This is a genomic window from Microbacterium sp. Marseille-Q6648, from assembly GCF_943181415.1.
Classification (GTDB): domain Bacteria; phylum Actinomycetota; class Actinomycetes; order Actinomycetales; family Microbacteriaceae; genus Microbacterium.
Genome location: NZ_CALPBZ010000002.1, coordinates 405,529 through 428,968, shown reverse-complemented (window position 1 = coordinate 428,968; position 23,440 = coordinate 405,529). Strand labels below are relative to the sequence as shown.

Genomic DNA, 23,440 nt, shown 5'->3' with positions numbered 1-23,440 from the left:
CGTGTGATGGGCCGGCGTGTGATGGGAGCCGGCGTGTGATGGAATCCGGCCTGCTCCCCGACCTGGGGCCTCTCGCGTGGGTCCTGCTCGCGGTCGCGGCGGTGATCGTCGGTCTCGGCAAGACGGCCGTCCCTGGCGCCACGACGATCGCGGTGGCGATCTTCGCCGCCGTTCTTCCGGCTCGGCAGTCGACCGGCACCCTCCTGCTGCTGCTCATCGTCGCCGACGTCTTCGCGGTGCTGGCCTACCGACGGCACGCCGACTGGCGGGCGCTGCTGCGGCTGGCGCCCGCGGTGATCGTCGGACTCGGCCTCGGGGTGGTGTTCCTCGCCTTCGCCGACGACGCCGGGGTCAAGCGGGTGATCGGCGTCATCCTGCTGGTGGTCATCGCCATCACGCTGCTGCGGAGACGGATGGCGCCCGCCGTGGCCGACGCCGCGCCGCACCCGGTGGCGGCGGCGACCTACGGCTCGCTGGGCGGCTTCACGACCATGGTCGCCAACGCCGCGGGGCCGGTGATGTCGATGTACTTCCTCGCCGCGCGGTTCTCGGTGAAGCAGTTCCTGGGAACCGCCGCGTGGTTCTTCGCGCTGGTCAACCTCTCCAAGGTGCCGTTCTCCATCGGCCTGGGGCTCATCACCGTCCCCGGCGTGCTGCTCGATCTCGTGCTCGTGCCCCTCGTGATCGCCGGCGCCCTCGGCGGCCGGTGGATCGCCGACCGCATCGACCAGGCGCTGTTCGAGCGCCTGGTCATCGTCTTCACGATCGTCGGCGCGGTCTACCTGCTGATCTGACCGTCGCCCGCATCTGTGACCGGCGGCGCCGCGAGGGCGGCCGTGCGGCGCCCGAGCCCGTGCGCCGCCGCCTCGCCCAGCTGCTCGGCGGTGTCGACATCGCGACGGAGGGTCGACCCGTCGGACACATCGAGGCCGACGCAGCCCAGTGCGATGTGCCGCGCGTGGGAGTCCGGTCCGAACTCCGCCCGCCACGGCACCCCCTCGCGCGCGGTGACGAGGGTCGATCCGGAGCCCTCGGCATCGGCCACCACCCCGCGATCGACCCGGCCCGCCCGCACGAGCGCGTCGGCCAGGTCGTCCGGCCGCAGCGACGGCAGGTCCCCCAGCAGTGCCGCGCGCGGCATCCGCTCGCCGGCGGCGTCCGCCCCGAGCGCGATCGCGGCGTTCAGGCCGCGCGGCTCCTCTTCGGGAACGAAGCGGAGCCCCGGGATGTCATGCGCGCCGACGATGACAGCGGGGTCGTCGGTCACGACGAAGACCTGGGCGACCTCGGCGCACGCCGCCGCCGCCTCGATGGTGTCGAGCGCGATCGCGCGGGCCAGCGTGGCCCGGTCGATCCCCGGCACGTCCAGGCGGGACTTGCCGACTGCCGGGGACTTCACCGGGACGACGACGGCCCACCCTCCCGTCACGCGCCGAACCGCTCCCGCAGCCGCGGCAGGATCTCGGTGCCGTACCGGCGCAGGAACGTCTCCTGGTCGTGCCCGGGGTCGTGGAAGACGAGGTGGCGGAAGCCGAGCTCGACGTACCACGCGATGCGCTCGACGTGCTCGTCGGGATCGTCCGACACGATGAACCGCGACGCGGCGCGCTCGATCGGCAGCTCCTCGCCGAGGCGCTGCATCTCGAGCGGGTCGTCGACGCCCATCTTCTCGTCGGGGCTGAGGGCGAGCGGCGCCCAGAACCGCGTCTTCTCCTTCGCCGCTTCGATGGTCTCGTCCAGCGACACCTTGATCTCCATGAGGGTGTCGATGTCGGCGGGCGAGCGTCCGGCCTTCTCGAGCCCCTCGTGCAGGGCCGGCAGCAGCGTGTCGGTGTACAGCTCGCGCTTCTTGCCGCTGGTGGTGATGAAGCCGTCGGCGATCCTGCCCGCCAGCCGCGTCGCCGCGGGGCCGGCGGCGCCGATGTAGATCGGGACGGGCTGGTCGAGCTTGTCGTAGATGGTGATGTTGCGGGCGGTGTAGTACGTGCCGTCGAAGTTGACGCGGTCCTCGCTCCACAGGCGGCGGATGAGCCCGATCGCCTCTTTCAGGCGCTGGAACCGCTCCGGCGGGTCGGGCCACGCGATCCCGAGGTTGGCCTCGTTGAGCGCCTCACCCGTGCCGACGCCGAGGATGACCCGGCCCGGGTACATCACCCCCAGCGTCGCGAAGTCCTGCGCGACGACGGTGGGGTTGTAGCGGAAGGTGGGCGTCAGCACCGACGTCCCGATCGCCACGCGCGAGGTGCGCGCGCCGAGCGCGCCGAGCCACGGCACGGATGCCGGCGCATGCCCGCCCTCGTGCAGCCACGGCTGCAGGTGGTCCGACACGAAGACCGAGTCGAACCCGACCTCCTCGGCCAGGATCGCGAAGTCGAGCAGCTCGGTGGGCCCGAACTGCTCGGCCGAAGCCTTGTACCCGAACCGGAGGGGCAGGCCCTGGTGCGTCGGGGAATCGGTCATGATGCTCCCTTCTCGGCGCTCGCGGGAGCGAGCGCGAACTCGGATCCGTCGGCACGCGCCAGGCGTGCGCGGAAGGCGTCGACGGTGCCCGGCCACAGCAGGGTGAGCCTGCCCGACCGTTCGTCGACGTACCAGTTGCGGCAGCCGCCGGTCATCCAGGGGGTGGATGCCGCGGCGTGCGCGATCTCGTCGGTGTAGGCGGCCTCGGCCGCCGGGTCGAGGCGCAGTGGAGCGCCCGAGCGGTCACGGTGCACGAGGCATCGGACGGCGTACGCGGCCTGCTCCTCGATCATCAGCACGGACGAATTGTGGCCCAGAGCGGCGTTCGGGCCGTCGAGGACGAACAGGTTCGGGAAACCGGCCACGACTGTCGATCCGAACGAGGTCATCCCGTGCGACCAGTGCTCGGCCAGAGTCGTTCCCGCCTCGCCCACCACCAGGTCCGCGTACGGCTGGCGGGTCGTGGCGAATCCCGTCGCCAGCACGAGGGCGTCCACGTCGTGGCGACCGCCCGCCGCAGAGACGAGCGTGGAGCCCTCGACCGTGTCCAGCGCCGCGGCCTCCAGCGTCACGGTCGGGGAGGCCAGCGCCGGGTAGAACTCGTCCGAGAGCAGCACCCGCTTGCAGCCGAACGCGTAGTCCGGAGTCAGGGCGGCGCGAAGCGCGGGATCGGCCACCTGCGCGTGCAGGTGAGCCAGGGCCGTGGCGCGCGCCGCGGCGGCGGCTGCGGCATCCCCCGATCGCGAGGCGAAGCGGGCCTCGCCCTCGGCGTACAGGTCGGCGCGGAGGCGCGCGAGCTCTCCGGGCTGGGTGGCGAAGCGCTCTCGTTCGGTCTCGGTGTACGCGCGCTCGCCGCGCGGCACGATCCATGCGGGCGTGCGCTGGAACAGCGTCACGTGGCGCGCGGTGCGGGCGAGCTCCGGCACCAGCTGCACGGCGCTCGCGCCGGTGCCGACGACGGCCACGCGGGCGCCCTTCAGGTCGGTGCCGTGGTCCCATCTCGAGGAGTGGAAGATGGGCCCCGGGAAGGACTCCAGACCCGAGATGTCAGGAATCGACGGCTCGGTGAGACGCCCGCACGCCAGGACGAGGACGTCGGCGGTGAGGGCCCCGCGCGACGTCTCGAGCCGCCACAGATCGGCGTCGGCGTCCCATCGCGCGCACGTGAGAGCCGTCGACAGCCGAAGGCGGTCGTGCACGCCCTCCCGCTCCGCGACGGTCTCGAGGTAACGGCGGATCTCGTCGCCGCGGGCGAAGAGACCGGACCACTCCGGGTTGGGGTGGCTGGCGAACCCGTAGAGGTGGGCCGGCACGTCGCACGCCACACCCGGGTACGTGTTGTCCCGCCAGGTGCCGCCGATCGACGGGGCGCGCTCGAGGATGACGACGTCGTCCCGGCCCGCGCGCCGCAGGGCGATCGCCATGCCGAGGCCGGCGAATCCTGCCCCGACGATGACGATCTCGCTGTGAGTGGCGTCGACGGTGGGCCGGTGTCCCGCCGATCCGCGAGGTGAGGTCACGACCGCCCCCCGGCATCGCGGTAGTCGGTGGTGCGCAGGCGGAAGGGCCGGAAGAGTCGCGCCGTGAGGGCTGCGGCATCCGTCGCCGGAAGCTCCTGACCGTGCTCGATGCCGGCCTCGGGCTTCACGCGGCCGTCCAGCAGCGCGCCGCCCAGGTCGTCGCCGCCCGCCTGCAGGAGCGTCGCGGCGGCGGTGCGGCCGACGCGCGTCCAGGGGATCTGGATGTGCGGGATGCTGCCCGACAGCATGAGGCGCGACACCGCCACCATCGCTCGGTGCTCGTCGATGTCGCGGCGATCCGCCACGAGCGGCACGCCACCCGCCGGACCGGGCAGGGGGATGGGCACGAACTCGGTGAAGCCGCCGGTGGCGTCCTGGATCTCGCGGAGTCGACGCAGGTGCGCGACGCGCTCGACGGCGGTCTCGACGTGGCCGTAGAACAGCACGGACGTCGAGCGGAAGCCCGCCCGGTGCGCGGCGGTGATCGCCTCGACCCAGCGGTCGATCTCGAGGTCGCCGGGTGCGACGAGGGCGCGGACGCGCTCGCTGAGCACCTTCACACCGGTGCCGGGAACCGTGTCGACGCCGGCGTCGCGCAGGGCCGCGAGCGCCGCCTCGAGCGAGCCCGCGAACCCGCGGTCGGCGAGGTCGACGACGTCCTGCGGTCGGTAGGCGTGCAGGTGGAGGCGGGGGGCCGCGGCGGTGACCGCGCGGGCGATCTCGAGGTACGCCGAGGCCTCGCCCGTCTCGGGAAGGCGGCCCTGCACGCACAGTTCTGTGGCGCCCAGGTCGGCGGCGTCGCGCGCGATCGCGGCGGCATCTTCGAGGGTGAAGGCGTCGGGCCCGGTCGCGACGTCCGCGGTGGTGAACCCGGTCGAGGTGAGGTTGCGGTTCACGACGAGCGTCACCGCCTCGCCCACCGTGTAGCGGCGGACGTCGTCGGCGGTGGCGACCAGCGCCTCAAGCTCGTCGCCGGTGGCATGGAGCAGCCCGACCCACTCGGTGTCGTCGAGGTCGCGGGGGTCGGCTGCCGCGCGTTCGAGGGTCGAGCGCGTGCCCGACGGATCATAACTCCTGCGCGCTGACCCGCTCCGGCCGCCCGCACCCGCGGATTTCCGCGGTGCGGGGTCGGCGGGCGTGGTGTCGCTGCAGGAGTTGTGATCCTCTGGGGCGCCCGCCCGCGGTGATCCGGCCACCGCCTCGTCGCCGTCCCGTGCGCCGTCCCGGTCGCCGTCGCGCTCGCCGTCGCCGTCCCGGTCGCCGTCACGCGCGCCGTCGCCGTCGCCGGCAGAACCCGAAGGACGAGACGACTCGCGCGCCAGGCCCGTCTCGGGGTCGGCGAGCGCGGCGACCGGTCCCCGCACGGCGGGGTCGAGCCAGGTCTCGGCGGCGTGCACGAACTCGGGGTGAGCGGTCAGACGCTCGCGCAGGTCGAAGCCCAGCTCGGCGGTGCGCCGGGCCAGGTAGTCCAGATGCGGCCACGGGCGCTCGGGATTGACGTGGTCGGCGGTCAGCGGCGAGACCCCGCCCCAGTCGTCGGCGCCGGCGCGCACGAGCAGCGCGAACTCCGCCGGGTCCGACAGGTTCGGCGGCACCTGGATGCGCATGTCGGGGCCCATCACGAGGCGGGCGACGGCCACCGCGACGGCGTACTCGCGGGTGTCGGCGTCGGGTGCGGACTGCATCGCCGTCTGCGGCTTGGCGCGGAAGTTCTGCACGATCACCTCTTGCACGTGACCCTGCCGGTGACCCTGCCTGCGACCCTGCCCGTCCACCGCGTGGCGTTCGTGGGCGTCGCGGATCGCGATGAGCGACTCCGCCCGGTCCCGGATCGTCTCGCCGATCCCCACCAGGATGCCGGTGGTGAAGGGCACACGTGCGCGCCCGGCGTCGTCGAGAACGGCGAGCCGGACGGCCGGGTCCTTGTCGGGCGAGCCGTAGTGCACCCGCCCGGGCACCTCGAACAGCTTGCGCGAGGTGGTCTCGAGCATCATGCCCATCGACGGGGCCGTGGGGCGGAGCATCGCGAGCTCGTCGGCGGTCATCACGCCGGGGTTCAGGTGCGCGAGCATTCCGGTCTCGGCGGTGATCAGGCGTGCGACGTGGGCGACGTAGTCCAGCGTCGAGGCGAAGCCGTGCTCGTCGAGCCAGGCGCGAGCCTCGGGCCAGCGGTCCTCGGGCCGGTCGCCGAGGGTGAGCAGGGCCTCTTTGCAGCCCATCGCCTGGCCCTGGCGCACGACGGCGAGCACCTGCTCGGGCGACATGAAGGCGGGCTTGCGCTTCTTGAGCAGCTGTCCGGGTGTGTCGACGAAGACGCAGTAGTGGCAGCGATCGCGGCAGAGCGTCGTCAGCGGTACGAAGACCTTGCGCGAGTAGGTGATCACCCCGGGTCGACCGGATGCCGCGAGGCCCGCATCCCGAACGGCCGACGCCGCATCGAGGATCGACTCCATGTCATCGCCCGTCGCACCCAGCAGGGCCGTCGCGTCGTCGACGTCGAGTCGCTCGCCGGCGTGCGCGCGACGGAGCGCCTCTGCGAGCGCCGCCTGCTGCACATCGGCGGTTTCGAGCAGGGTCATCCGACCAGTCTTGCACCGCGATCGGGGTGCGGCGTCGTCGATCGTTGCGCTCCTGTGAGCAAACCTCCCGACACCGGACCGGCCGCGCTGGCAGACTAGGGGCATGGTCACGCTGCTTCTGGACTCGTCTCGGCTCGAAGTCGTGCTGTCCGGCGCCGAGAAGGCCATGGCATTCCGGAAGCGGAATATCGAGATCGAGCGCGACACGATCGACCGCGTGCAGCTCGTCGACGACGCCTGGACCTGGTTGCGCGGCATCCCCCAGCCCGGAACCCACCTGCGCGGGATCGTCGCGATGGGAACGTGGCGTTCCGCCGCCGCCGACGACTTCGTCATCGCGCGACGTCATCGCAAGGGCGTCGTGATCGATCTGGTCGGGCACCCCGAGTTCCAGCGGGTGCTGCTGACGACCCGCCACGGACTCGAACTCGTCAAGGCGCTGCGCCTGGACGTGCAGGGCGAACCCACCGACGTCATCGACATCGTCGCCGACGCACCGTCGTCGTCGTAGCCGACGCTCTTCACCCGCCGGCGTCTTCGCCCGCGACGCGCGCTCAGCTGACGTCGCGTCGCCAGCTCACGACGTTTCCGAGCACCACGAGCACCAGGGCGTAGCCCAGCAGCACCAGACCGCCGACCCACCATTCCAGCTCGCCGGCCGAGGCCCCTGGCATGCTGGTGAAGACGCTCGCGCCCACGAGCGCGTCGCTGGCCGCTCCCGGCAGGTACTGCACGACGGGGCCGAGATCCTCGACGAAGGATGCCGCAGCCCGGCCGACGGGCTCGAGGAACTGCGTGAACACCAGCACCCCGACGATCGCGCCGACCTGGTTGCGCACGAGCGCGCCCACGCCGATGCCGATGAGCACCCACAGGACCGAGGCCACCAGCATCCGGCCGAGCAGCGCCCACGTCTCGGCGTCGCCGAGTGCGGTGTCCAGGCCGAAGCCCGCGAGGATCCCGGCGGACACGCCGACCGCGGCGACGATGCCGACGATGCCGAACACGACGCCCATCACGATGCCGACGACGATCTTGGCCGAGAGCACGAGGCCGCGCCGCGGGGTGGCGAGGAAGGTCGAGGTCAGCGTCTTGTGCCGGAACTCGCTGGTCACCATGAGCGTGCCGATGAGGAGCGGGAAGACGTAGCCGACCGAGCTCGCCGTGCTGTAGAGGACCGGTGCGAGGCCGTCCTCAGGCAGGGTCGGGGCGCCTCCGGGCAGCGAGCCCGACGAGGATGCGGCGAAGACGAACGCGAGGACGCCGGCGGTGAAGGCGATGTAGACGGCGAGGACGATCGCGAGCACCCACCACATCGCGGTGGTGAACTGCTTCGTGGTCTCGGAGCGCGTCGCGGTGGTGAGGCTCATCGCGCGTGGCTCTCCTCGTGATCGGGGTGATGGTCGCTGTCGCTGACGGGTTGCTCCGCCTGGTCGCCGGGGGCGTCGCCGTGGTCATCCGCGGACGGCGGGACGATGTCGATCACGCCGGTGGCGGCGACCACGAACGCGGCGGTCGTGGGTGCGGGCTCGGACGCCCCGTCGTCGCTCGGCTCGGACGCCTCGGGGTCGGTGAGCTCGGACTCCGCCTGGTCGGCGGGCTCGGAAGGTGCCTCGTCGATGGGTGCGGACGGCGCCTCGTCGACGGGGTCGGTGTCGAACGCGTCCGACCCGGGTTCGTGCTCGGCCTCGGGCTCGTTCGACGTCGAAACCGGCTCCGCGGTGTCCGCGGGGGCGACCTCGGGTGCGTCCTGTTCCGACATCGCGCCGGTGTCGTCTGGAGTCCCGGTGTCGTCTGGAGTCCCGGTGTCGTCTGAGGTCCCGGTGTCGCCGGGAGTCTCCGGGTCGACCCGCGGTTCGGCGCTGGCGGCATCCGGTTCGGCCTGCGGAACGCCACCGGACTCGCGATCATCATCCGCCGGCGTCGCCGGTGCCGCGGCTCCGGTGCTGGGGCCGAGCGCGGCGGGCCCGGTGGGCCTGGCCATGCCGCCCGCGCTCGGGTGCACGCGCACGCCGTTGACGAGGTCGAGGAAGACCTCTTCCAGTGCGGGACCGCGTCGCTGCAGCGACGAGAGGGCGACGCCGGCGCCGGCGGCCACCTCTCCCACGTCGGCGGGCGAGGAGTAGCGCACGGTCAGCCCGGAGCGCAGCACTTCGAACGGCACCTCCGCCGCGCGCAGCGCCGCGACGAGAGCGCCCCGGTCGGGCGCGTCGACCACGGTCGCGGTCTCGGTGGGGTCGGCGAGCTCGTCGAGACCCCCTTGGAAGACCAGACGGCCGCGCGAGATGATCAGCAGATCGTCGACGGTCTGCTGGATCTCGGTCAGCAGGTGGGAGGACACGAACACCGTGCGGCCCTCGCGCGCCAGGCCGCGGAGGAAGCCGCGCATCCAGCGGATGCCCTCGGGGTCGAGGCCGTTGGACGGCTCGTCGAGAACGAGCACTCCGGGATCGCCCAGCAGCGCGTACGCGAGCCCCAGGCGCTGGCGCATGCCGAGGGAGAATCCGCCGATACGCCGGCCTGCGGCATCCGAGAGGCCGACCAGGTCGAGCACCTCGTCGACGCGGGTCCGCGCGATGCCGGCCGCCTGCGCGTAGACGGTGAGATGGTTCGCGGCGGTGCGGCCCGGGTGGAAGCTCGAGGCCTCGAGGACGGCTCCGACGCTCTGCAGCGGATGCCGGAGCCTGCGGTACGGCGTGCCGCCGATCGTGGCGGTGCCCGACGTCGCCTTCACGAGGCCCAGCAGGATGCGCATCGTCGTCGTCTTGCCGGCACCGTTGGGGCCGAGGAAGCCGGTGACGCGTCCTGGTTCGACGCGGGCGGTGAAATCCGACACCGCGGTGATGCCGCCGAATCGCTTGGTGACTGCGGAGAACTCCAGCACCTGTCCTTCGGGCATGCCGAACCTCTCGTTGTCGTGGCCGTTCACCCTATCCTGACCCACAACGGCCGTCCGGCCCGGGATTCACGGCGGCCCGGTGGTGCAGCCGGGTAACGTGGCGGGGTGACCGCGAACGACGAACCCCGCGTGCTGGCTCGCACCGGCGACGGGGTCGGGCATCTGACACTCAACCGGCCGCGTGCGATCAACGCCCTCGACCTGGGGATGATCCGCGACCTCGCCGATGCGCTGAACCGGTGGCAGGACGACACCGAGGTGGATCTCGTGCTGCTGGACGGCGCCGGTGAGCGCGGACTGTGCGCCGGCGGCGACGTGCGTGGCCTCGCCGAGCAGATCCGCGGGGGCCGCCCCGAGGCCACCGCGGAGTTCTTCCGCGCCGAGTACGCGCTCAACGCCCGGATCTCGGAGTACCGCAAGCCCATCGTCGCCCTCGCCGACGGCGTCACCATGGGGGGCGGCATCGGGCTGGCCGGACACGCGACCATCCGCATCGTGACCGAGCGCTCGCAGCTGGCGATGCCCGAGACCCGCATCGGCTTCACGCCCGACGTCGGCGGCACGTGGCTGCTCGCGCACGCCCCGGGCCGGCTGGGCGAGTACCTCGCCCTCACCGGTGCGGTCATCGGCGGCGCGGACGCCGTCTACGTCGGACTTGCCGATCACGTCGTCCCCTCGGATCGCCTCGCGAGCCTCGCGGACGCCCTGCGCACCCGGGCCGATCCGGCGACGCCGACCGAGCTCGTCCTGCTGTTCGACGAGACCCCCGAGCAGGCGCCGCTCGAGCGCGCCCGTTCATGGATCGACGACGCGTTCGCCGCCGACACCGTGCCCGACATCATCGCGCGACTGCGCGCGCACGGCGACGCTGCTGCCGCGGATGCCGCATCCACCCTCGAAGAGCTGTCGCCGACCGGGCTGGCCGTCACGCTCGAAGCGGTCCGCCGTGCGCGAACCCTTCCCGATCTGCGCGCGGTCCTCGCGCAGGAGTACGGCCTGGTGATGTGGTTCGCGGCCACTCAGCCCGACCTCGTCGAGGGGATCCGGGCGCAGCTGATCGACAAGGACCGCACCCCGCGGTGGCAACCGGCAACCTTCGCAGACCTGGATCCGGCGACCGTCGACCAGGCCTTCGGTTTCGTGCCCGACCAGCCGCTGTGGGCGGACGACTGACCCGTGTTCGACAGTCCGCTCTCGGCATCCGCGTACGACGTGCTCGGCGTCGCGCCCGACGTCGACGACGAGGCGCTCCGCAAGGCGTACCGGCTGCGGTTGCGCCAGACCCACCCCGACACCGGCGGGGACGCCGCCGTCTTCGTGCAGGTGCAGCGGGCGTGGGAGCTCGTCGGCACTGCCGAGGCGCGGGCGGCCTACGACCGCGGCCACGGGTTCGGTGCGAGTGCGCCCCCGGAGTGGTCTGAGTGGTCGCCGCCGCGCACGGCGACGCGTGACACGCGCCCTCGCGCCCGCTCGTTCGGGCACCCCGGCGGCTGGCGGCGGGAGCGCTACCTGTCGCTCATCCGCGAGTGGGCGGGCCGCGGGGTGACCGTGGCGGATCCGTACGACCCGGCGCTCGTGCGCTCCGCGCCCCACGCGGTCCGGCGCCTGCTCGCCGACGCGCTCGCAGAGGAGGCCACCGCGCGCATCGTCTCCGACCTCGGCATGGGCTACACCGTGTGGCACGACGTCGCGGCCGCCGGGCGCGGCGGCGACGCCGACGACAAGCTCGACCACATCGTGCTGGGCCCCAGCGGGCTCTATGCGGTGCTGTCGGAGGACTTCGGAGGACCGGTGCGCTCGCGCCGGGGCGAGCTCATCGGCGAGGGTGTCGGCGAGCCGCCGGTGGCGACCCTCGTCGCGCGCATGCGGGTGATCGCCCGCGCGGCCGGCGTGCGCTTCAGCGGCGCGATCGTGGTGCTCCCCGACGAGGACGTGCTCGACCCGATCGACGAGATCGGAAAGGTCCGGGGGATGCCGGTGGCTGTGGTGTCTCGCAGCGCGCTGTCCACCGTGCTGCGACGGGGGATCACCGGCGCCCGTGACGTGGGCGGCAACGAGGTCTTCGACATCCGCACGCGCCTCCAGCGCGCCGTCGTCTTCGTCTGAACCGGCTCGCCGTCAGCCGTCGAGGCCGAACAGCGCGAGCGGGTGCGTCAGCCGCCACCACGCGCTCGGTTCGTCGACGTCGTCGGTCAGGACCAGATCGACGGTGGTGTCGTTGAGGGGCCCGTCGACGGTCAGGGTTCCGACCGTGGCGCCGTCGGCGCGCTCGTCCCCCAGATCGAACGACGTCGAGACGATTCCCGCCGCGCCGTTCCACAGCACCACGTCGGCGTCGGCGTCGGCCACGATCTCGACGCGCTCGCCCCACATGGTCTCGACGGTGCCGACCACCGAACCGGCGGCCACCGTCGGCTCGGTCTGCAGCTCGCGCTCGACGTCCGCGTACAGCGCGCGGGTGGCGGCGTTGCGGGCGTCGTCGTCGGCCTGGCCCAGAACGGCGGCGTAGACGCGGACGGGGGTGTCCTCGACGGTGATGTCCTTCGCCGACAGCAGGTTCCACGCGGCGAGCGTGCCCGTCTTGATCCCGACCACGCCCTCGTCCGCCAGCAGCGCGTTGGTGTTCTCGACGCGGCCGGCGCCGGGGAGTTCGATCACCCGCTGCGACACGATGTCGGCGATGACCGGATTCGCCATGGCCTTCTGCGCGAGGGTGATCAGCGCGGCGGGGCTCGCCCGGTTGCCGGCATCCATTCCCGTGGGCTCGACCACGGTGACGCCGGGCACGCCGTGGGCGCGCAGCCATTCGTTCGCAGCATCGGCGAAGACCGCATCCGAGGGCCACAGGTTGCCCGCGAGCCGGTCGGCGTAGTTGTTCGCCGACCCGACGAGCATCCCCGCCAGCAGCTGTCGCTGGGTCAGGACGCCGTCGACCGGGACGTCGAGGGCCGACTCGCCCCGAGAGCGGTAATTCCAGTAGTCCACCGAATCGGCGTAGGTGAACCGGAACTCGGGTCCGTCCTCGCCGGCCGGCAGCGGCATCTCGTCGAGGACCACCAGGGCGGTGACGACCTTGGTGATGCTGGCGATGGCGTCCGCGGTGTCCCCGGAGGAAAGGGTTCCGTCCGCGGCATCCGGAGACACCACGGTGCCACCCGCGCCCGCCACGGCGACGGCGGCGCTTCCCTCGCTCGGCCAGCTGAGCTCGGCCGCGGCCGCCGGGACCGGGGCGACCTCGACGTCGGCGATGGTGGGCTCGACGGCCGACAGCGGCCACAGCAGGGTGGTCGCGGTGTAGACGAGGGCGACGAGCACGGCGATCGCCAGCGGCACCAGCACCCCGGCCCGCAGGGGCGACCGCCACGGCGGACGATCCAGCAGTCCCGACGCGACGAGAGTGGGCGTGGTGATGGGTCGGGGCGTGACGGTGCGATCGTCTAGCCACGTCAGGGCGATGCGCCCCGAGGTCGAGACCACCGGGCCCCCGTCGCCGGGAGCGCCGGTCGCGGCATCAGGGTCTTCGTCCGCCGGCCACTCCGCCTGGTTCTGTGCGCGCGCGTCACGGCGCGACAGCAGGGAGGCGTCATCGACGGTCACGCGACAAAACTACCGCTCCCGTACGCCGGTATACTCATCGCCACAACCACGGGAGTCCGGTGAGCCGGGCTGAGAGGAAGCGATCCACGCTTCGACCGTCGAACCTGATCCGGATCATGCCGGCGCAGGGAGGAGAGAAGATGCACACGTCCACGTCCACGTCCGCATCCACCGCCGAGAAGGCGACCACCGCTGGGAAGCGGAGCCTGCGCTGGCGCGTCGTCGACATCGTCGTCGCCAGCGTCATCGGCGTCGCCTCGGGCCTGATCTTCCTGGCCTGGAACGTCGGATACCTCGGGCCCAGCGCACTGCTCGAACCGCTGCTGCCCGGCCTGCAGGGTCTGCTCGACGGTCCGTGGCTGTTCGCCGGGGTGCTCGGCGCGCTGATCATCCGCAAGCCCGGTGCTGCGATCTACACCGAGACCCTCGCCGCCGTCGTGTCGGCGCTCGTCGGCAACCAATGGGGCGGCTTCCTCACCATCGAGGCCGGCCTCGTGCAGGGGCTCGGCGCCGAGCTGATCTTCCTGCTCTTCCTGTACAAGCGCTGGAGCCTGCCGGTGGCCGTCCTCGCGGGCGCGGGTGCGGCGCTCGCCGGCGGCATCAACAACCTGGTGCTGTGGTACGCCGGCGCGGACACCACCTTCACCCTCGTGTACCTCGCCTCGACCATCGTCTCGGGAGCGGTCATCGCCGGTGCCCTCTCGTGGCTGCTGGCGCGCGGGATCGCCGCCACCGGCGCGCTCGACCGGTTCGCGTCGGGGCGCGATGTGCGCGCCCGTGTCTGACGCGTGAACACCGCCGGGCTCCGCGCGGCCGCCGTCCAGGCGCGAGGGTGGGGCTGGCGGCACGCGTCGCGGCGCGCGTGGGCGGTGAGCGGTGTCGACCTCAGCATCGAGCCGGGGGAGCGCGTGCTGCTGCTGGGCGCCTCGGGGGCCGGCAAGTCGACGCTGCTGCACGGCCTCGCCGGCGTACTCGGAGGCGACGAGGAGGGTGAGCAGGCGGGCGAGCTCCTCATCGACGGGATGCCGGCCGCCGGCGCCCGCGGGCGCGCCGGGCTCGTCCTTCAGGACCCCGATTCGCAGGTCATCCTCGCGCGCGTCGGCGACGATGTGGCCTTCGGGTGCGAGAACCTCGGCGTCCCGCGGGAGGAGATCTGGCCGCGGGTGCGTCACGCGCTCGACGCCGTCGGTCTCCACGTGCCCCTCGACCGGCCGACGAAGGCGCTGTCCGGCGGTCAGAAGCAGCGCCTCGCGCTCGCCGGAGTCCTCGCCATGCGCGCCGGGCTCGTGCTGCTGGACGAGCCGACCGCCAACCTCGATCCGCACGGCGTCGTCGAGGTGCGGGAGGCCGTGCGGGCGATGCTCGATGCCCACCCGGCAACCCTCGTGGTGGTCGAGCACCGCGTCGAGGTGTGGCTGCCGCTGATCGACCGCGTGATCGTCCTCGGTGCCGGAGGCGGTGGCGTGGTCGCGGACGGCACGCCGGATCAGGTGCTGCGCGGGGAGGGGCCGCGGCTGGCCGAAGCCGGGGTCTGGGTGCCCGGCATCCGCCCCCCGCTTCCGCCGCCGCCCGCCCGCGCGCCCGGCGAGCCCTTGCTGGTGGCCCGTGACCTGGCCGTCCAGCGGGTGACCGGAAGGCCTGTCGCCTCGGGGATCGACGTCACCGTCGACGCGGGCTCCGCGCTGGCGATCACCGGACCCAACGGCGCGGGCAAGTCCACGCTCGGCCTCACCCTCGCCGGACTCATCGCCCCGGCATCCGGGGACGTGTCGGCGGCGAGCGCGCTGGGCGACGGCGTCGCGGCGGCTCCCATCCGGTGGTCTTCCCGCCAGCTGCTCACGCGTATCGGCACTGTGTTCCAAGACCCGGAGCACCAGCTGCTGACGACGACGGTGCGCGCCGAGCTCGAAGTGGGTCCGCGCGCGCTCGGGCTCGACGCGGACGAGACGTCGCGCCGCGTGGACGAGCTTCTCGAGCGCCTCCGCCTCGCACCGCTGGCGCGGGCGAATCCCTACACGCTGTCGGGCGGCGAGAAGCGGCGGCTGACCGTGGCCGCGGCGCTGGCGACCCGGCCTCGCGTGCTGATCCTGGACGAGCCGACCTTCGGTCAGGACGCCCGGACGTGGGCGGAGCTGGTGGCGATCCTGGCGCGCCTGCGAGACGAGGGGTCGGCGATCGTCACGATCACGCACGATCTCGACGTCGTTACAGCGCTGCATTCCCGGCGGTTCGAGCTGCCGGCATCCGCGGCGGAGGGGGCGTCGTGACCCTGCTCGACTCCCGCGCTCGCACCGGCGTGGTCGCGGGCATCAACCCCGTCGCCAAGCTCGGTGCCGCGGCGGTCATCGCCATTCCCCTCGTCTTCACCCTCGATGTGGTCTCGGCAGCGGTGGCGCTCGTGCTCGAGCTGCTCCTCATCCCCTTCGCCGGCCTGGCGTGGCGGGAGTTCTGGACGCGGACGTGGCCGGTGTGGCTGGCCGCGCCGCTCACCGCCCTCACGATCGCGCTGTACGGCGAGACCTCGGGCCAGATCTACGCGGAATGGTTCGTCGTGCGCATCAGCGAGGGCTCCCTCGCCCTCGCCGCCGCCACCCTTCTTCGGGTCCTGGCGATCGCCCTCCCGTCGGTCGTGCTTTTCGTCACCGTCGACCCGACCGATCTCGCCGACGGGCTGGCGCAGGTGCTGCGCCTGCCGGCGCGTTTCGTGCTGGGTGCGCTGGCGGGGCTGCGCATGGTCGGGCTGTTCATCGACGACTGGCGTGCGCTCGAACTCGCCCGCCGCGCCCGGGGCGTGGCGGATCGGGGACGCCTGCGCCGCTTCTTCGGCATGGCGTTCGCGCTGCTGGTGCTGTCGATCCGGCGCGGCTCGAAGCTCGCGACCGCCATGGAGGCCCGCGGGTTCGGCGCGGACGGGACCCGCACGTGGGCGCGTCGCTCCCGATTCGGCGCACCGGAGTGGGCGCTCATCGGGCTCGGGGCCGCCATCGCCGCGGTCGCCGTGGTCGCCGCAGTGGCGGCGGGCACGTGGAACTTCATCCTCGGGCCCGGCTGACCTACCCTGGGGCGAGCACCCCGGCACCCGCAACGCGTGAGACGCGGTCCCGCGTATGCTGGAACCGGATTCCGTTTCGCGCCGGTTCGGCGGTGGTTCGAAGGAGAACAGCATGGAGCTCACGGGCGCATCGGCCCTCGTCACCGGCGGGGCCAGCGGCCTCGGCCTCGCGACTGCGCAGCGACTGGCCGCCGCCGGCGCCGCCGTCACGATCGTCGACCTGCCCTCGTCGGCCGGTGCCGAGGTCGCCGGCGAGTTCGGCGGGTCCTTCGCCGCCGCCGATGTCACCGACCCCGGACAGGTCGCCGCCGCGGTCGCGCACGCCGCGGCATCCGGGCCCCTGCGGGTCGTTGTCAACTGCGCCGGGATCGCCCCGCCGGCGAAGGTGCTCGACCGCGACGGCGAGCCGACGCCGCTCGCCGACTTCGAGCGCATCGTGCGCATCACCCTCACCGGCACCTCCACCGTCATCGCGCAGGCCTGGGCCGCCAGGGCGCGCACCGGGCCGGCCGCCGACGGCGACCGCGGCGTCATCGTCAACACCGCCAGCGTCGCCGCCTTCGACGGGCAGATCGGTCAGCCCGCCTACGCGGCCAGCAAGGGCGGAGTGCACGCCATGACACTGCCGATCGCGAGGGAGCTGGCGCGCCACGGCATCCGGGTCGTCACGATCGCCCCCGGCATCATGGAGACCCCGATGCTGAAGGGCCTGCCGCAGGCCGCGCAGGACTCGCTGGGGCAGCAGGTGCCCTACCCGCAGCGTCTCGGCCGACCCGACGAGTACGCACGACTGGTCGCGGCGATCGTCGACAACGGCTACCTCAACGGCGAGACCATCCGCCTCGACGGCGCGATCCGCATGGCGCCGAAGTAGCCGCAACCCCGTCCCCCTCACCCCCCCCCGAGGAGCACCGCCATGGGCGAATCGATTCTGGTCTCGCGCGAGGGCGCCCTCGCGCGCGTCACCTTCAACCGGCCGGCCTCGCTAAACGCGATGGGGTTCGAGATGGGGCGCCGCTGGCGAGACCTCGCGCACGAGCTGACCGCCGACCGGTCGGTCGAGGCGATCCTGCTGGATGCCGCCGGTCCCGCTTTCTGCGCCGGAGGCGACGTCGTCGAGATGTCGACCTCGGGCGCGTCCGGCGCCGACGTCACCGCCGCAGCCGACATCATCCACGACGGCATCCGCACGTTCGTCGAGTCCGACAAGCCGATCGTCGCCGCCGTTCAGGGCGCGGTGGCCGGCGGCGGGCTCGGGCTGATGCTGACCGCGGACTACATCGTCGCCTCGGAGCAGGCGAGGTTCGTGAGCAAGTACGCCAACATCGGACTCACCCCCGACCTCGGCGTCTCGACGCTGCTGCCCGCGGCGGTCGGGCAGCGGCGGGCGCTGCAGCTGCTGCTGCAGGACATCACGATCGACGCCGCCACAGCCCTCGACTGGGGGCTCGTGACCGAGGTCGTCGCCGCGGACCAGGTGGCCGACCGCGCCCGCGCGGTGGCGGACTTCTGGCTCGCCGGTGCTTCGGCGGCGTTCGGTCAGGCGAAACGTCTCGTCCGATCCGGGGCGGGGCGGGCGTTCGCCGACAATCTCGCGGACGAGGCCCGCTCGATCGGCGCCGCGTTCGACACCCCGCAGTCCCGTGCCCGCGTCGCCGCTTTCGCCGCGGCATCCACCACCTCGAGGAGACCCGCATGAGCGACAAGAACCTTGCCGGAAAGACCATCCTGATGTCGGGCGGCAGCCGCGGGATCGGCCTCGCGATCGCCCTTCGCGCCGCCCGCGACGGTGCGAACATCGCGCTGCTGGCCAAGACCGACACGCCGCATCCGAAGCTCGAGGGCACGGTGCACTCGGCCGCGGACCAGATCCGCGCCGCCGGCGGCAACGCGCTGCCGATCGTCGGCGATGTGCGCAACGACGACGACGTCACCGAAGCGGTGCTGAAGACCCAGGGCGAGTTCGGCGGCATCGACATCGTCGTCAACAACGCCTCGGTGATCGACCTCTCGCGCTCGCTCGACCTGCAGGCCAAGAAGTACGACCTCATGCAGGACGTCAACGTGCGCGGCACGTTCATGCTCTCGCGCGCCGCCGTCCCGATCCTGCGGGATGCCGCCAACCCGCACATCCTGTCGCTGTCGCCGCCACTGAACCTCTCACCCAAGTGGCTCGGCGCCCACACCGGCTACACGCTCGCGAAGTACGGCATGACGATGGCGACGCTCGGGCTCGCCGCGGAGTTCGCGAAGGACGGCATCGCCGCCAACACGCTGTGGCCGCAGACGACGATCGCCACCGCCGCGGTGCGCTTCGCGCTGGGCGGCGAGGCGATGATGGCCGCGAGCCGCACGCCCGAGATCTACGCCGACTCCGCTTACGAGGTCCTCACGCGGCCGGCCGGCGAGCTCACCGGGCAGACCCTCATCGTCGAGGAGGTGCTTCGGGAGGCGGGGGTCACCGACTTCTCGCGGTACGCCGCTGTCGCCGGCACCCCCGACGACCAGCTCTTCCCCGACATCTTCCTGGACTGACCGACTCGGCGCCGACCGGTCACGGGGCGAGCGACGTGCCGACGGACATCGTGACCGTCGCGTCGGCATCCCACCGGAAGGCGAGCTGGTCGCCGGGGCTCATCGGCTCGGGCCGCTCGCGCGGATCCACGAGGCTGTAGGGCACCGAGACGCTCAGAGCGCCCTGCGCACGCTGCTGTGCCGAGACGCAGCGCGCACGGACGATCAGCTCCTGTTCGATGAGCAGGCAGTACTCCCGCTCCGAAGCGCCGTCCGCCCCGGCGATCCACACCTCCCAGCCGTAGTAGAGCCCGAGGGCGGATGCCCACTCAACCGACCCGGTCGTCGGAAAGTCCGGGACGTCGCTCGCAGAGTCGACATCGACGTCGTTGTCGAAGAAGCCGTCGAGCGGGATCCGAAGCACCACCGCGTCGTCGTCATCTGCAGCGCCCGCGCCGGAGTCAGAGGGAGCGGCCGATTCGCCCGCGGCCGGCGGGCGCTCCGCAACCGGGTCGGCGAGGGCGTCGAGCGCCACCCCCGCCGCGCCCGCGCCCACCACGAGCGCGCCCGTGATCGCGAAAGCGACCGCCACTCGGCGGCGAGGACGGCGCGACGGAGCGCGGGAGCCGGAAGCGGCGTCCTCCGCCCGCTCGGCGGTGGGCGCCCCGCGCTCGAAGGCGGCATCGGGCGCCGTGCGGCCGGCGGCGGAAGCATCCGGGACACGGCTCTCGCCGTCTGCAGATCCCGTGGTCGCCGACTCCGCGCGCAGCGACGCCTCGAGCTCTTCCAGCCGCGCCATGGCGGCGACATCCTCGGCGATGTCCGCGAGGGGGCCGTAGGCGCGGCGCCTCAGCTCGTCCAACTCGGCGCGGTCACCGGCGTCCATCACGTGCTCACAGAGGCTTACGCAGGCGGACCTGCTCGATCGCGAGGCCACATCGCCCGCCCGTTCACCGTACCGCCGCGGCGAGGGCGTCGGGCTGCCGTCCAGGCGCGTCCCCTACCCTGAGGGGGTGACCACCGAATCCGAGCGCCCTCGCGCGGGCGCCGTCCGCGCGACCGGCCGGCAGGTGCGCCCCGCGACCGAGGGCTGGTCGCAGAAGAAGGACGCCGAAGGCCGCCCCCTGCTGCAGTTCGCTTCGCCCAAGCGGGGCAAGCCTCCCGTCCACCTGGCCGACCTGACGCCGGAGGCGCGCGCCGCGAGGATCGTCGAGCTCGGCATGCCCGCCTTCCGCGCCAAGCAGCTCGAGAAGCACTACTTCACCCACTACACGACCGACCCTGCGCACATGACCGATCTGCCGGCATCCACGCGCGACGAGGTCGTCCACGGGATGCTGCCGCCGCTGCTGACGCTGGTGCGCAAGCTCGAGACCGACCGCGGCGACACGATCAAGTTCCTATGGAAGCTGCACGACGGCGCGCTCGTCGAGTCGGTGCTCATGCGCTACACCGGACGCATCACGCTGTGCGTGTCGAGCCAGGCAGGATGCGGCATGAACTGCCCGTTCTGCGCGACCGGGCAGGCGGGCCTCACCCGCAACATGTCGGCGGCCGAGATCGTCGACCAGGTGGTGCGCGCCAACCGGCTCATCGCCGAGGGCGGACTCGGAGACCCCCGTCGCGTCGGGCACGAAGGCGAGCGCGTCACCAACATCGTCTTCATGGGGATGGGTGAGCCGCTGGCGAACTACGCCCGCGTCATGCAGGCGGTGCGCGTCATGACCGACAAGAAGCACGGCATGGGCATGAGCGCCCGCGGCATCACGGTGTCGACCGTCGGGCTCGTCCCGGCGATCACGAAGCTCGCCGCCGAGGACATCCCGGTGACCTTCGCACTCTCCCTGCACGCGCCGGACGACGAGCTGCGCGACGAGCTCATCCCGGTCAATTCCCGCTGGAAGGTCGACGAGGCGCTCGACGCCGCCCGCGGGTACTTCGAGCGCACCGGACGACGCGTGTCGATCGAGTACGCGCTCATCAAGGACATGAACGACCACGGCTGGCGCGCCGACCTGCTCGGCGACAAGCTCAACGCGCGCGGGCGCGGCTGGGTGCACGTCAACCCGATCCCGCTGAACCCGACGCCCGGCTCGATCTGGACCGCGTCCGACCCGGAGGTGCAGGACGAATTCGTCCGTCGCCTCGAGGCGAAGGGCGTCCCCACTACCCTCCGCGACACACGCGGCAAAGAGATCGACGGAGCGTGCGGTCAGCTCGTGGCCACCGAAGAGGACGAGGCCGTCGCGGCGGCCACTCCGGCAGAGGTGTGAGCAAGCGGATGCCGCACCCGCCGGCATCCGCGACGAGCACCGAGGCTGCATGACAGCGCACGGCGCTGTCGTCAAGACCCCGCCCGCCGTCGCCTCGCGCGTCTAGCCTGGTCCGATGGTTGAATATCGATACCTCGGCAACAGTGGTCTCAAAGTCACGGAGATCACCTACGGAAACTGGGTGACCCACGGCTCGCAGGTCGAGAACGACGCGGCGATCAAGACGGTCCACCGCGCGCTGGATCTCGGCATCACGAGCTTCGACACCGCGGATGTGTACGCCAACACCGCGGCCGAATCCGTGCTGGGTGAGGCGCTCAAGGGGCAGCGCCGTGAGGGTCTCGAGATCTTCACGAAGGTCTACTGGCCCACCGGGCCCGGCGGCCCCAACGACCAGGGCCTCAGCCGCAAGCACATCCTCGAGTCGATCAACGGCTCGCTGAAGCGGCTCGGCACCGACTACGTCGAGCTGTACCAGGCGCATCGGTACGACTACGAGACGCCGCTCGAAGAGACGATGCAGGCCTTCGCCGACGTCGTGCGCTCGGGGAAGGCCATGTACATCGGCGTCTCGGAGTGGACCGCCGAGCAGCTGCAGGCCGGGCACGAACTGGCCAAGGAGCTGAGGTTCCAGCTCGTGTCGAACCAGCCCCAGTACTCCGCGCTGTGGCGCGTCATCGAGGGCAAGGTCGTCCCCACGTCGGCCGACCTCGGAATCTCGCAGATCGTCTGGTCGCCGATGGCGCAGGGCGTGCTCAGCGGAAAGTACCTCCCTGGGCAGGAAGCACCGGCCGGTTCGCGCGCGACCGATGAGAAGAGCGGCGCGAACTTCATCAAGCGGTTCATGTCGGACGAGGTCCTCACCGCGGTGCAGAAGCTCAAGCCGGTCGCCGAGCAGGCGGGGCTGACGATGCCGCAGCTCGCGATCGCCTGGGTCCTGCAGAACGACAACGTCGCGGCCGCCCTGGTCGGCGCGTCGCGCCCGGAGCAGCTCGACGACAGCGTCAAGGCATCGGGCGTGAAGCTCGACGCCGACACCATGTCGGCCATCGACGAGGCGCTGGCCCCCGTCGCGGTCACCGACCCCGAAGAGACGTACTCGGTCTCGCCCAAGTCGCGCCCGGCCTGAGTCATGCCGAGGACCAGCGCCGGCATCCTGCTGTACCGCCTGTCGCCCGCCCTCGAGGTGCTCATCGCGCACATGGGCGGGCCGTACTGGGCGAAGAAGGATGCCGGCGCCTGGTCGATCCCGAAAGGCGAGTTCGACGCGGACGCCGAGTCGGCACTCGATGCCGCCCGGCGGGAGTTCCGCGAAGAGCTCGGCGTGAACCCTCCCGAGGAGGACTACGCCGAGCTCGGGACGTTTCCCTACTCCTCCGGCAAGCGCGTGACGGTGTACGTCGCCGACGGCGCCGGACTCCCGCTCGAGGGCCTGTCGTTCGGTGAGTTCGAGGTCGAGTGGCCGCCCCGCTCGGGGCGGACGGCGCGCTTCCCCGAAGTCGATCGCGTGGAATGGATGAGCGCGGATGCCGCACGCGAACGACTCGTGAAAGGACAGCGCGCGGCCCTCGACGCGCTGACCGAGCGTCTGGCAGAGGCCGCCGCCCCCTCTTGAGGACGTCGCCGTTCACGGCCAGACTGGCGGCGGATCGCGCCCGGACGGAACCCGGGTGCGGAAAGGACGGCGATCATGGCGCACGGCGACATCACCCACATCGACATCCCGGTCGCGGACATGGAGAAGGCGAAGCAGTTCTACTCCTCGCTCTTCGGCTGGCAGATCGCCGAGGTGCCGGGCTACGAGGGCTACCCGATGTGGCAGGCTCCCAACAAGATCTCGGGCGGGGGCCTCGCCCCGCGTGAGGACGGCTTCACACAGCCTCGCTCGTACGTCGAGGTCGACTCCATCGACGAGACCGTCGCGACAGCGACCGCGGCAGGAGCCACGGTGCTGATGGAGAAGTCGCCGATCAGCGAGACGAGCTGGTGGGCCGTCATCGCCGATCCGGACGGCAACGCCATCGGTCTGTACGAGGGTGCTGAGCCCGGCGAATCCTGAGCGGGCTCGCGCGTCACCGCTGCGCGCGCCACTCCTCCACGAGTTCCGGCATGCGCGCGGCGAGGAACCGCAGGAAGTCCGCGGTGTCGCGCGCCCGCGCGACCGACAGCGGAGCGTCGACGTTCTCGTCGGCGATGCGCTCCATCAGCTCCGCGAGACGGCCGTAGAGAGGCGCATTGCCGGTCACGACGCCCCCGAAAGCGTCGTCGGCGAGGTCGTAGCGGTCCCGCCGCTCGCCGGGCCGCGACAATCGCTGCGCGATGTGCATCGACTGCAGGTAGCGCACGGCGCCCGACACGGCTCCGGCCGATACGCCCAGCCGCTCCGCCAGGTCGGCAGCGGTGTAACCGTCATCCGGCGAGCCGATGAGCGCCATCATCACGCGTGCGGGCATGCGCGCCATCCCCGCGGCGGCCATGAGCGCCGCCGCCTGTTCGGCTGCCTCGGCACCCGGATGATCCGAACCCATCTCGTCCCTTCCCCCTCG

The 23,440-nt window shown here is 72.3% G+C and carries 23 protein-coding genes and 1 riboswitch; of the genes, 14 read left to right on the top strand and 9 right to left on the bottom strand.

Features of this window, described 5'->3' with window-relative positions; all coding sequences use genetic code 11:
- Window positions 1-38 precede the first annotated feature (38 nt).
- On the top strand, window positions 39-794 hold the full coding sequence (locus tag NFR93_RS09450; protein WP_251452433.1) for a sulfite exporter TauE/SafE family protein: 756 nt from the start codon (window positions 39-41) through the stop codon (window positions 792-794).
- Here the strand turns inward: NFR93_RS09450 and cofC are convergent.
- From cofC to cofG, 4 genes are read right to left on the bottom strand one after another with little or no spacing between them, the layout of a single operon-like run.
- Window positions 779-1,429, bottom strand: a complete 651-nt coding sequence (gene cofC, locus NFR93_RS09445) for a 2-phospho-L-lactate guanylyltransferase (RefSeq protein WP_251452431.1) — start codon at window positions 1,427-1,429, stop codon at window positions 779-781. The two genes, NFR93_RS09450 and cofC, sit on opposite strands and share 16 nt — an antisense overlap.
- The gene (gene fgd / locus NFR93_RS09440) at window positions 1,426-2,460 is read right to left on the bottom strand and encodes a glucose-6-phosphate dehydrogenase (coenzyme-F420) (protein ID WP_251452429.1); all 1,035 of its coding nucleotides are present in this window, start codon (window positions 2,458-2,460) and stop codon (window positions 1,426-1,428) included. The genes cofC and fgd overlap by 4 nt, the downstream gene beginning before the upstream one ends.
- The gene (locus tag NFR93_RS09435; protein ID WP_251452426.1) at window positions 2,457-3,980 is read right to left on the bottom strand and encodes a flavin-containing monooxygenase; all 1,524 of its coding nucleotides are present in this window, start codon (window positions 3,978-3,980) and stop codon (window positions 2,457-2,459) included. Before NFR93_RS09435 ends, fgd begins: the two co-directional genes overlap by 4 nt.
- Window positions 3,977-6,559, bottom strand: a complete 2,583-nt coding sequence (cofG, locus tag NFR93_RS09430) for a 7,8-didemethyl-8-hydroxy-5-deazariboflavin synthase CofG (protein WP_251452424.1) — start codon at window positions 6,557-6,559, stop codon at window positions 3,977-3,979. The genes NFR93_RS09435 and cofG overlap by 4 nt, the downstream gene beginning before the upstream one ends.
- A gap of 103 nt (window positions 6,560-6,662) precedes the next feature.
- Between cofG and NFR93_RS09425 the strand changes: the two genes are divergently transcribed.
- The gene (locus NFR93_RS09425; protein ID WP_251452415.1) at window positions 6,663-7,070 is read left to right on the top strand and encodes a hypothetical protein; all 408 of its coding nucleotides are present in this window, start codon (window positions 6,663-6,665) and stop codon (window positions 7,068-7,070) included.
- A 43-nt stretch (window positions 7,071-7,113) separates the two neighbouring features.
- On the opposite strand, the gene NFR93_RS09420 is transcribed toward NFR93_RS09425, so the two are convergent.
- Together NFR93_RS09420 and NFR93_RS09415 are read right to left on the bottom strand one after the other, a co-directional pair.
- Complete coding sequence (locus tag NFR93_RS09420; protein ID WP_251452412.1) at window positions 7,114-7,929, bottom strand: ABC transporter permease subunit; 816 nt, start codon at window positions 7,927-7,929, stop codon at window positions 7,114-7,116.
- Window positions 7,926-9,488, bottom strand: a complete 1,563-nt coding sequence (locus NFR93_RS09415) for an ATP-binding cassette domain-containing protein (RefSeq protein ID WP_251452410.1) — start codon at window positions 9,486-9,488, stop codon at window positions 7,926-7,928. The genes NFR93_RS09420 and NFR93_RS09415 overlap by 4 nt, the downstream gene beginning before the upstream one ends.
- A gap of 75 nt (window positions 9,489-9,563) precedes the next feature.
- On the opposite strand from NFR93_RS09415, the gene NFR93_RS09410 reads away from it, so the two are divergent.
- Window positions 9,564-10,631 (top strand): enoyl-CoA hydratase/isomerase family protein, encoded by a 1,068-nt coding sequence (locus tag NFR93_RS09410; protein WP_251452403.1) that lies wholly within the window; start codon window positions 9,564-9,566, stop codon window positions 10,629-10,631.
- 3 nt (window positions 10,632-10,634) lie between these two features.
- Entirely contained in the window at window positions 10,635-11,564 is a 930-nt protein-coding gene (locus NFR93_RS09405; protein ID WP_251452401.1) for a J domain-containing protein, read from the top strand.
- 12 nt (window positions 11,565-11,576) lie between these two features.
- Here NFR93_RS09405 and NFR93_RS09400 read toward each other — a convergent pair whose 3' ends face one another.
- Window positions 11,577-13,055 (bottom strand): D-alanyl-D-alanine carboxypeptidase family protein, encoded by a 1,479-nt coding sequence (locus tag NFR93_RS09400; protein WP_251452396.1) that lies wholly within the window; start codon window positions 13,053-13,055, stop codon window positions 11,577-11,579.
- Between the two features lie 38 nt (window positions 13,056-13,093).
- A riboswitch (TPP riboswitch) is annotated at window positions 13,094-13,203 on the top strand.
- Here NFR93_RS09400 and NFR93_RS09395 point away from each other — a divergent pair.
- The 6 genes from NFR93_RS09395 to NFR93_RS09370 all read left to right on the top strand — a co-directional run bounded on the left by NFR93_RS09395 (window position 13,196) and on the right by NFR93_RS09370 (window position 18,642).
- Window positions 13,196-13,840 (top strand): ECF transporter S component, encoded by a 645-nt coding sequence (locus tag NFR93_RS09395; RefSeq protein ID WP_251452395.1) that lies wholly within the window; start codon window positions 13,196-13,198, stop codon window positions 13,838-13,840. It overlaps the preceding riboswitch by 8 nt.
- A gap of 3 nt (window positions 13,841-13,843) precedes the next feature.
- Entirely contained in the window at window positions 13,844-15,322 is a 1,479-nt protein-coding gene (locus NFR93_RS09390; protein WP_251452394.1) for an ABC transporter ATP-binding protein, read from the top strand.
- Window positions 15,319-16,107, top strand: coding sequence for an energy-coupling factor transporter transmembrane component T family protein (locus NFR93_RS09385; RefSeq protein WP_251452393.1), 789 nt, complete (start codon window positions 15,319-15,321; stop codon window positions 16,105-16,107). Before NFR93_RS09390 ends, NFR93_RS09385 begins: the two co-directional genes overlap by 4 nt.
- 112 nt (window positions 16,108-16,219) lie before the next feature.
- Window positions 16,220-16,981: an SDR family NAD(P)-dependent oxidoreductase gene (locus NFR93_RS09380; RefSeq protein ID WP_251452392.1), complete on the top strand. Its 762-nt coding sequence runs from the start codon at window positions 16,220-16,222 to the stop codon at window positions 16,979-16,981.
- Between the two features lie 42 nt (window positions 16,982-17,023).
- A complete protein-coding gene (locus NFR93_RS09375; protein ID WP_251452390.1) occupies window positions 17,024-17,806 on the top strand; it encodes an enoyl-CoA hydratase/isomerase family protein in 783 nt (260 codons plus the stop codon).
- Complete coding sequence (locus tag NFR93_RS09370; RefSeq protein ID WP_251452388.1) at window positions 17,803-18,642, top strand: SDR family oxidoreductase; 840 nt, start codon at window positions 17,803-17,805, stop codon at window positions 18,640-18,642. The genes NFR93_RS09375 and NFR93_RS09370 overlap by 4 nt, the downstream gene beginning before the upstream one ends.
- Window positions 18,643-18,661: 19 nt before the next feature.
- On the opposite strand, the gene NFR93_RS09365 is transcribed toward NFR93_RS09370, so the two are convergent.
- Window positions 18,662-19,507: a hypothetical protein gene (locus NFR93_RS09365; protein WP_251452386.1), complete on the bottom strand. Its 846-nt coding sequence runs from the start codon at window positions 19,505-19,507 to the stop codon at window positions 18,662-18,664.
- A 127-nt stretch (window positions 19,508-19,634) separates the two neighbouring features.
- Between NFR93_RS09365 and rlmN the strand changes: the two genes are divergently transcribed.
- The 4 genes from rlmN to NFR93_RS09345 all read left to right on the top strand — a co-directional run bounded on the left by rlmN (window position 19,635) and on the right by NFR93_RS09345 (window position 22,953).
- Window positions 19,635-20,894 carry a dual-specificity RNA methyltransferase RlmN gene (rlmN, locus tag NFR93_RS09360; RefSeq protein WP_251452385.1) on the top strand — a complete coding sequence of 420 codons (1,260 nt, stop codon included), beginning with the start codon at window positions 19,635-19,637 and terminating at the stop codon, window positions 20,892-20,894.
- Between the two features lie 115 nt (window positions 20,895-21,009).
- Window positions 21,010-22,023: an aldo/keto reductase family protein gene (locus NFR93_RS09355; RefSeq protein ID WP_251452379.1), complete on the top strand. Its 1,014-nt coding sequence runs from the start codon at window positions 21,010-21,012 to the stop codon at window positions 22,021-22,023.
- A gap of 3 nt (window positions 22,024-22,026) precedes the next feature.
- Window positions 22,027-22,509 (top strand): NUDIX hydrolase, encoded by a 483-nt coding sequence (locus tag NFR93_RS09350; protein ID WP_251452377.1) that lies wholly within the window; start codon window positions 22,027-22,029, stop codon window positions 22,507-22,509.
- A gap of 75 nt (window positions 22,510-22,584) precedes the next feature.
- Entirely contained in the window at window positions 22,585-22,953 is a 369-nt protein-coding gene (locus NFR93_RS09345) for a VOC family protein (RefSeq protein WP_251452375.1), read from the top strand.
- 13 nt (window positions 22,954-22,966) lie between these two features.
- On the opposite strand, the gene NFR93_RS09340 is transcribed toward NFR93_RS09345, so the two are convergent.
- Window positions 22,967-23,422: a GbsR/MarR family transcriptional regulator gene (locus NFR93_RS09340; protein WP_251452372.1), complete on the bottom strand. Its 456-nt coding sequence runs from the start codon at window positions 23,420-23,422 to the stop codon at window positions 22,967-22,969.
- Window positions 23,423-23,440 lie beyond the last annotated feature (18 nt).

Coding starts and splice junctions, on each gene's coding strand:
- NFR93_RS09380 (WP_251452392.1), top strand. CDS start 16,220: ATGGAGCTCACGGGCGCATCGGCCCTCGTCACCGGCGGGGCCAGCGGC.
- NFR93_RS09365 (WP_251452386.1), bottom strand. CDS start 19,507: ATGGACGCCGGTGACCGCGCCGAGTTGGACGAGCTGAGGCGCCGCGCC.
- NFR93_RS09340 (WP_251452372.1), bottom strand. CDS start 23,422: ATGGGTTCGGATCATCCGGGTGCCGAGGCAGCCGAACAGGCGGCGGCG.
- NFR93_RS09375 (WP_251452390.1), top strand. CDS start 17,024: ATGGGCGAATCGATTCTGGTCTCGCGCGAGGGCGCCCTCGCGCGCGTC.
- NFR93_RS09345 (WP_251452375.1), top strand. CDS start 22,585: ATGGCGCACGGCGACATCACCCACATCGACATCCCGGTCGCGGACATG.
- NFR93_RS09350 (WP_251452377.1), top strand. CDS start 22,027: ATGCCGAGGACCAGCGCCGGCATCCTGCTGTACCGCCTGTCGCCCGCC.
- NFR93_RS09425 (WP_251452415.1), top strand. CDS start 6,663: ATGGTCACGCTGCTTCTGGACTCGTCTCGGCTCGAAGTCGTGCTGTCC.
- NFR93_RS09420 (WP_251452412.1), bottom strand. CDS start 7,929: ATGAGCCTCACCACCGCGACGCGCTCCGAGACCACGAAGCAGTTCACC.
- cofG (WP_251452424.1), bottom strand. CDS start 6,559: ATGACCCTGCTCGAAACCGCCGATGTGCAGCAGGCGGCGCTCGCAGAG.
- NFR93_RS09395 (WP_251452395.1), top strand. CDS start 13,196: ATGCACACGTCCACGTCCACGTCCGCATCCACCGCCGAGAAGGCGACC.
- NFR93_RS09450 (WP_251452433.1), top strand. CDS start 39: ATGGAATCCGGCCTGCTCCCCGACCTGGGGCCTCTCGCGTGGGTCCTG.
- fgd (WP_251452429.1), bottom strand. CDS start 2,460: ATGACCGATTCCCCGACGCACCAGGGCCTGCCCCTCCGGTTCGGGTAC.
- NFR93_RS09370 (WP_251452388.1), top strand. CDS start 17,803: ATGAGCGACAAGAACCTTGCCGGAAAGACCATCCTGATGTCGGGCGGC.
- NFR93_RS09355 (WP_251452379.1), top strand. CDS start 21,010: ATGGTTGAATATCGATACCTCGGCAACAGTGGTCTCAAAGTCACGGAG.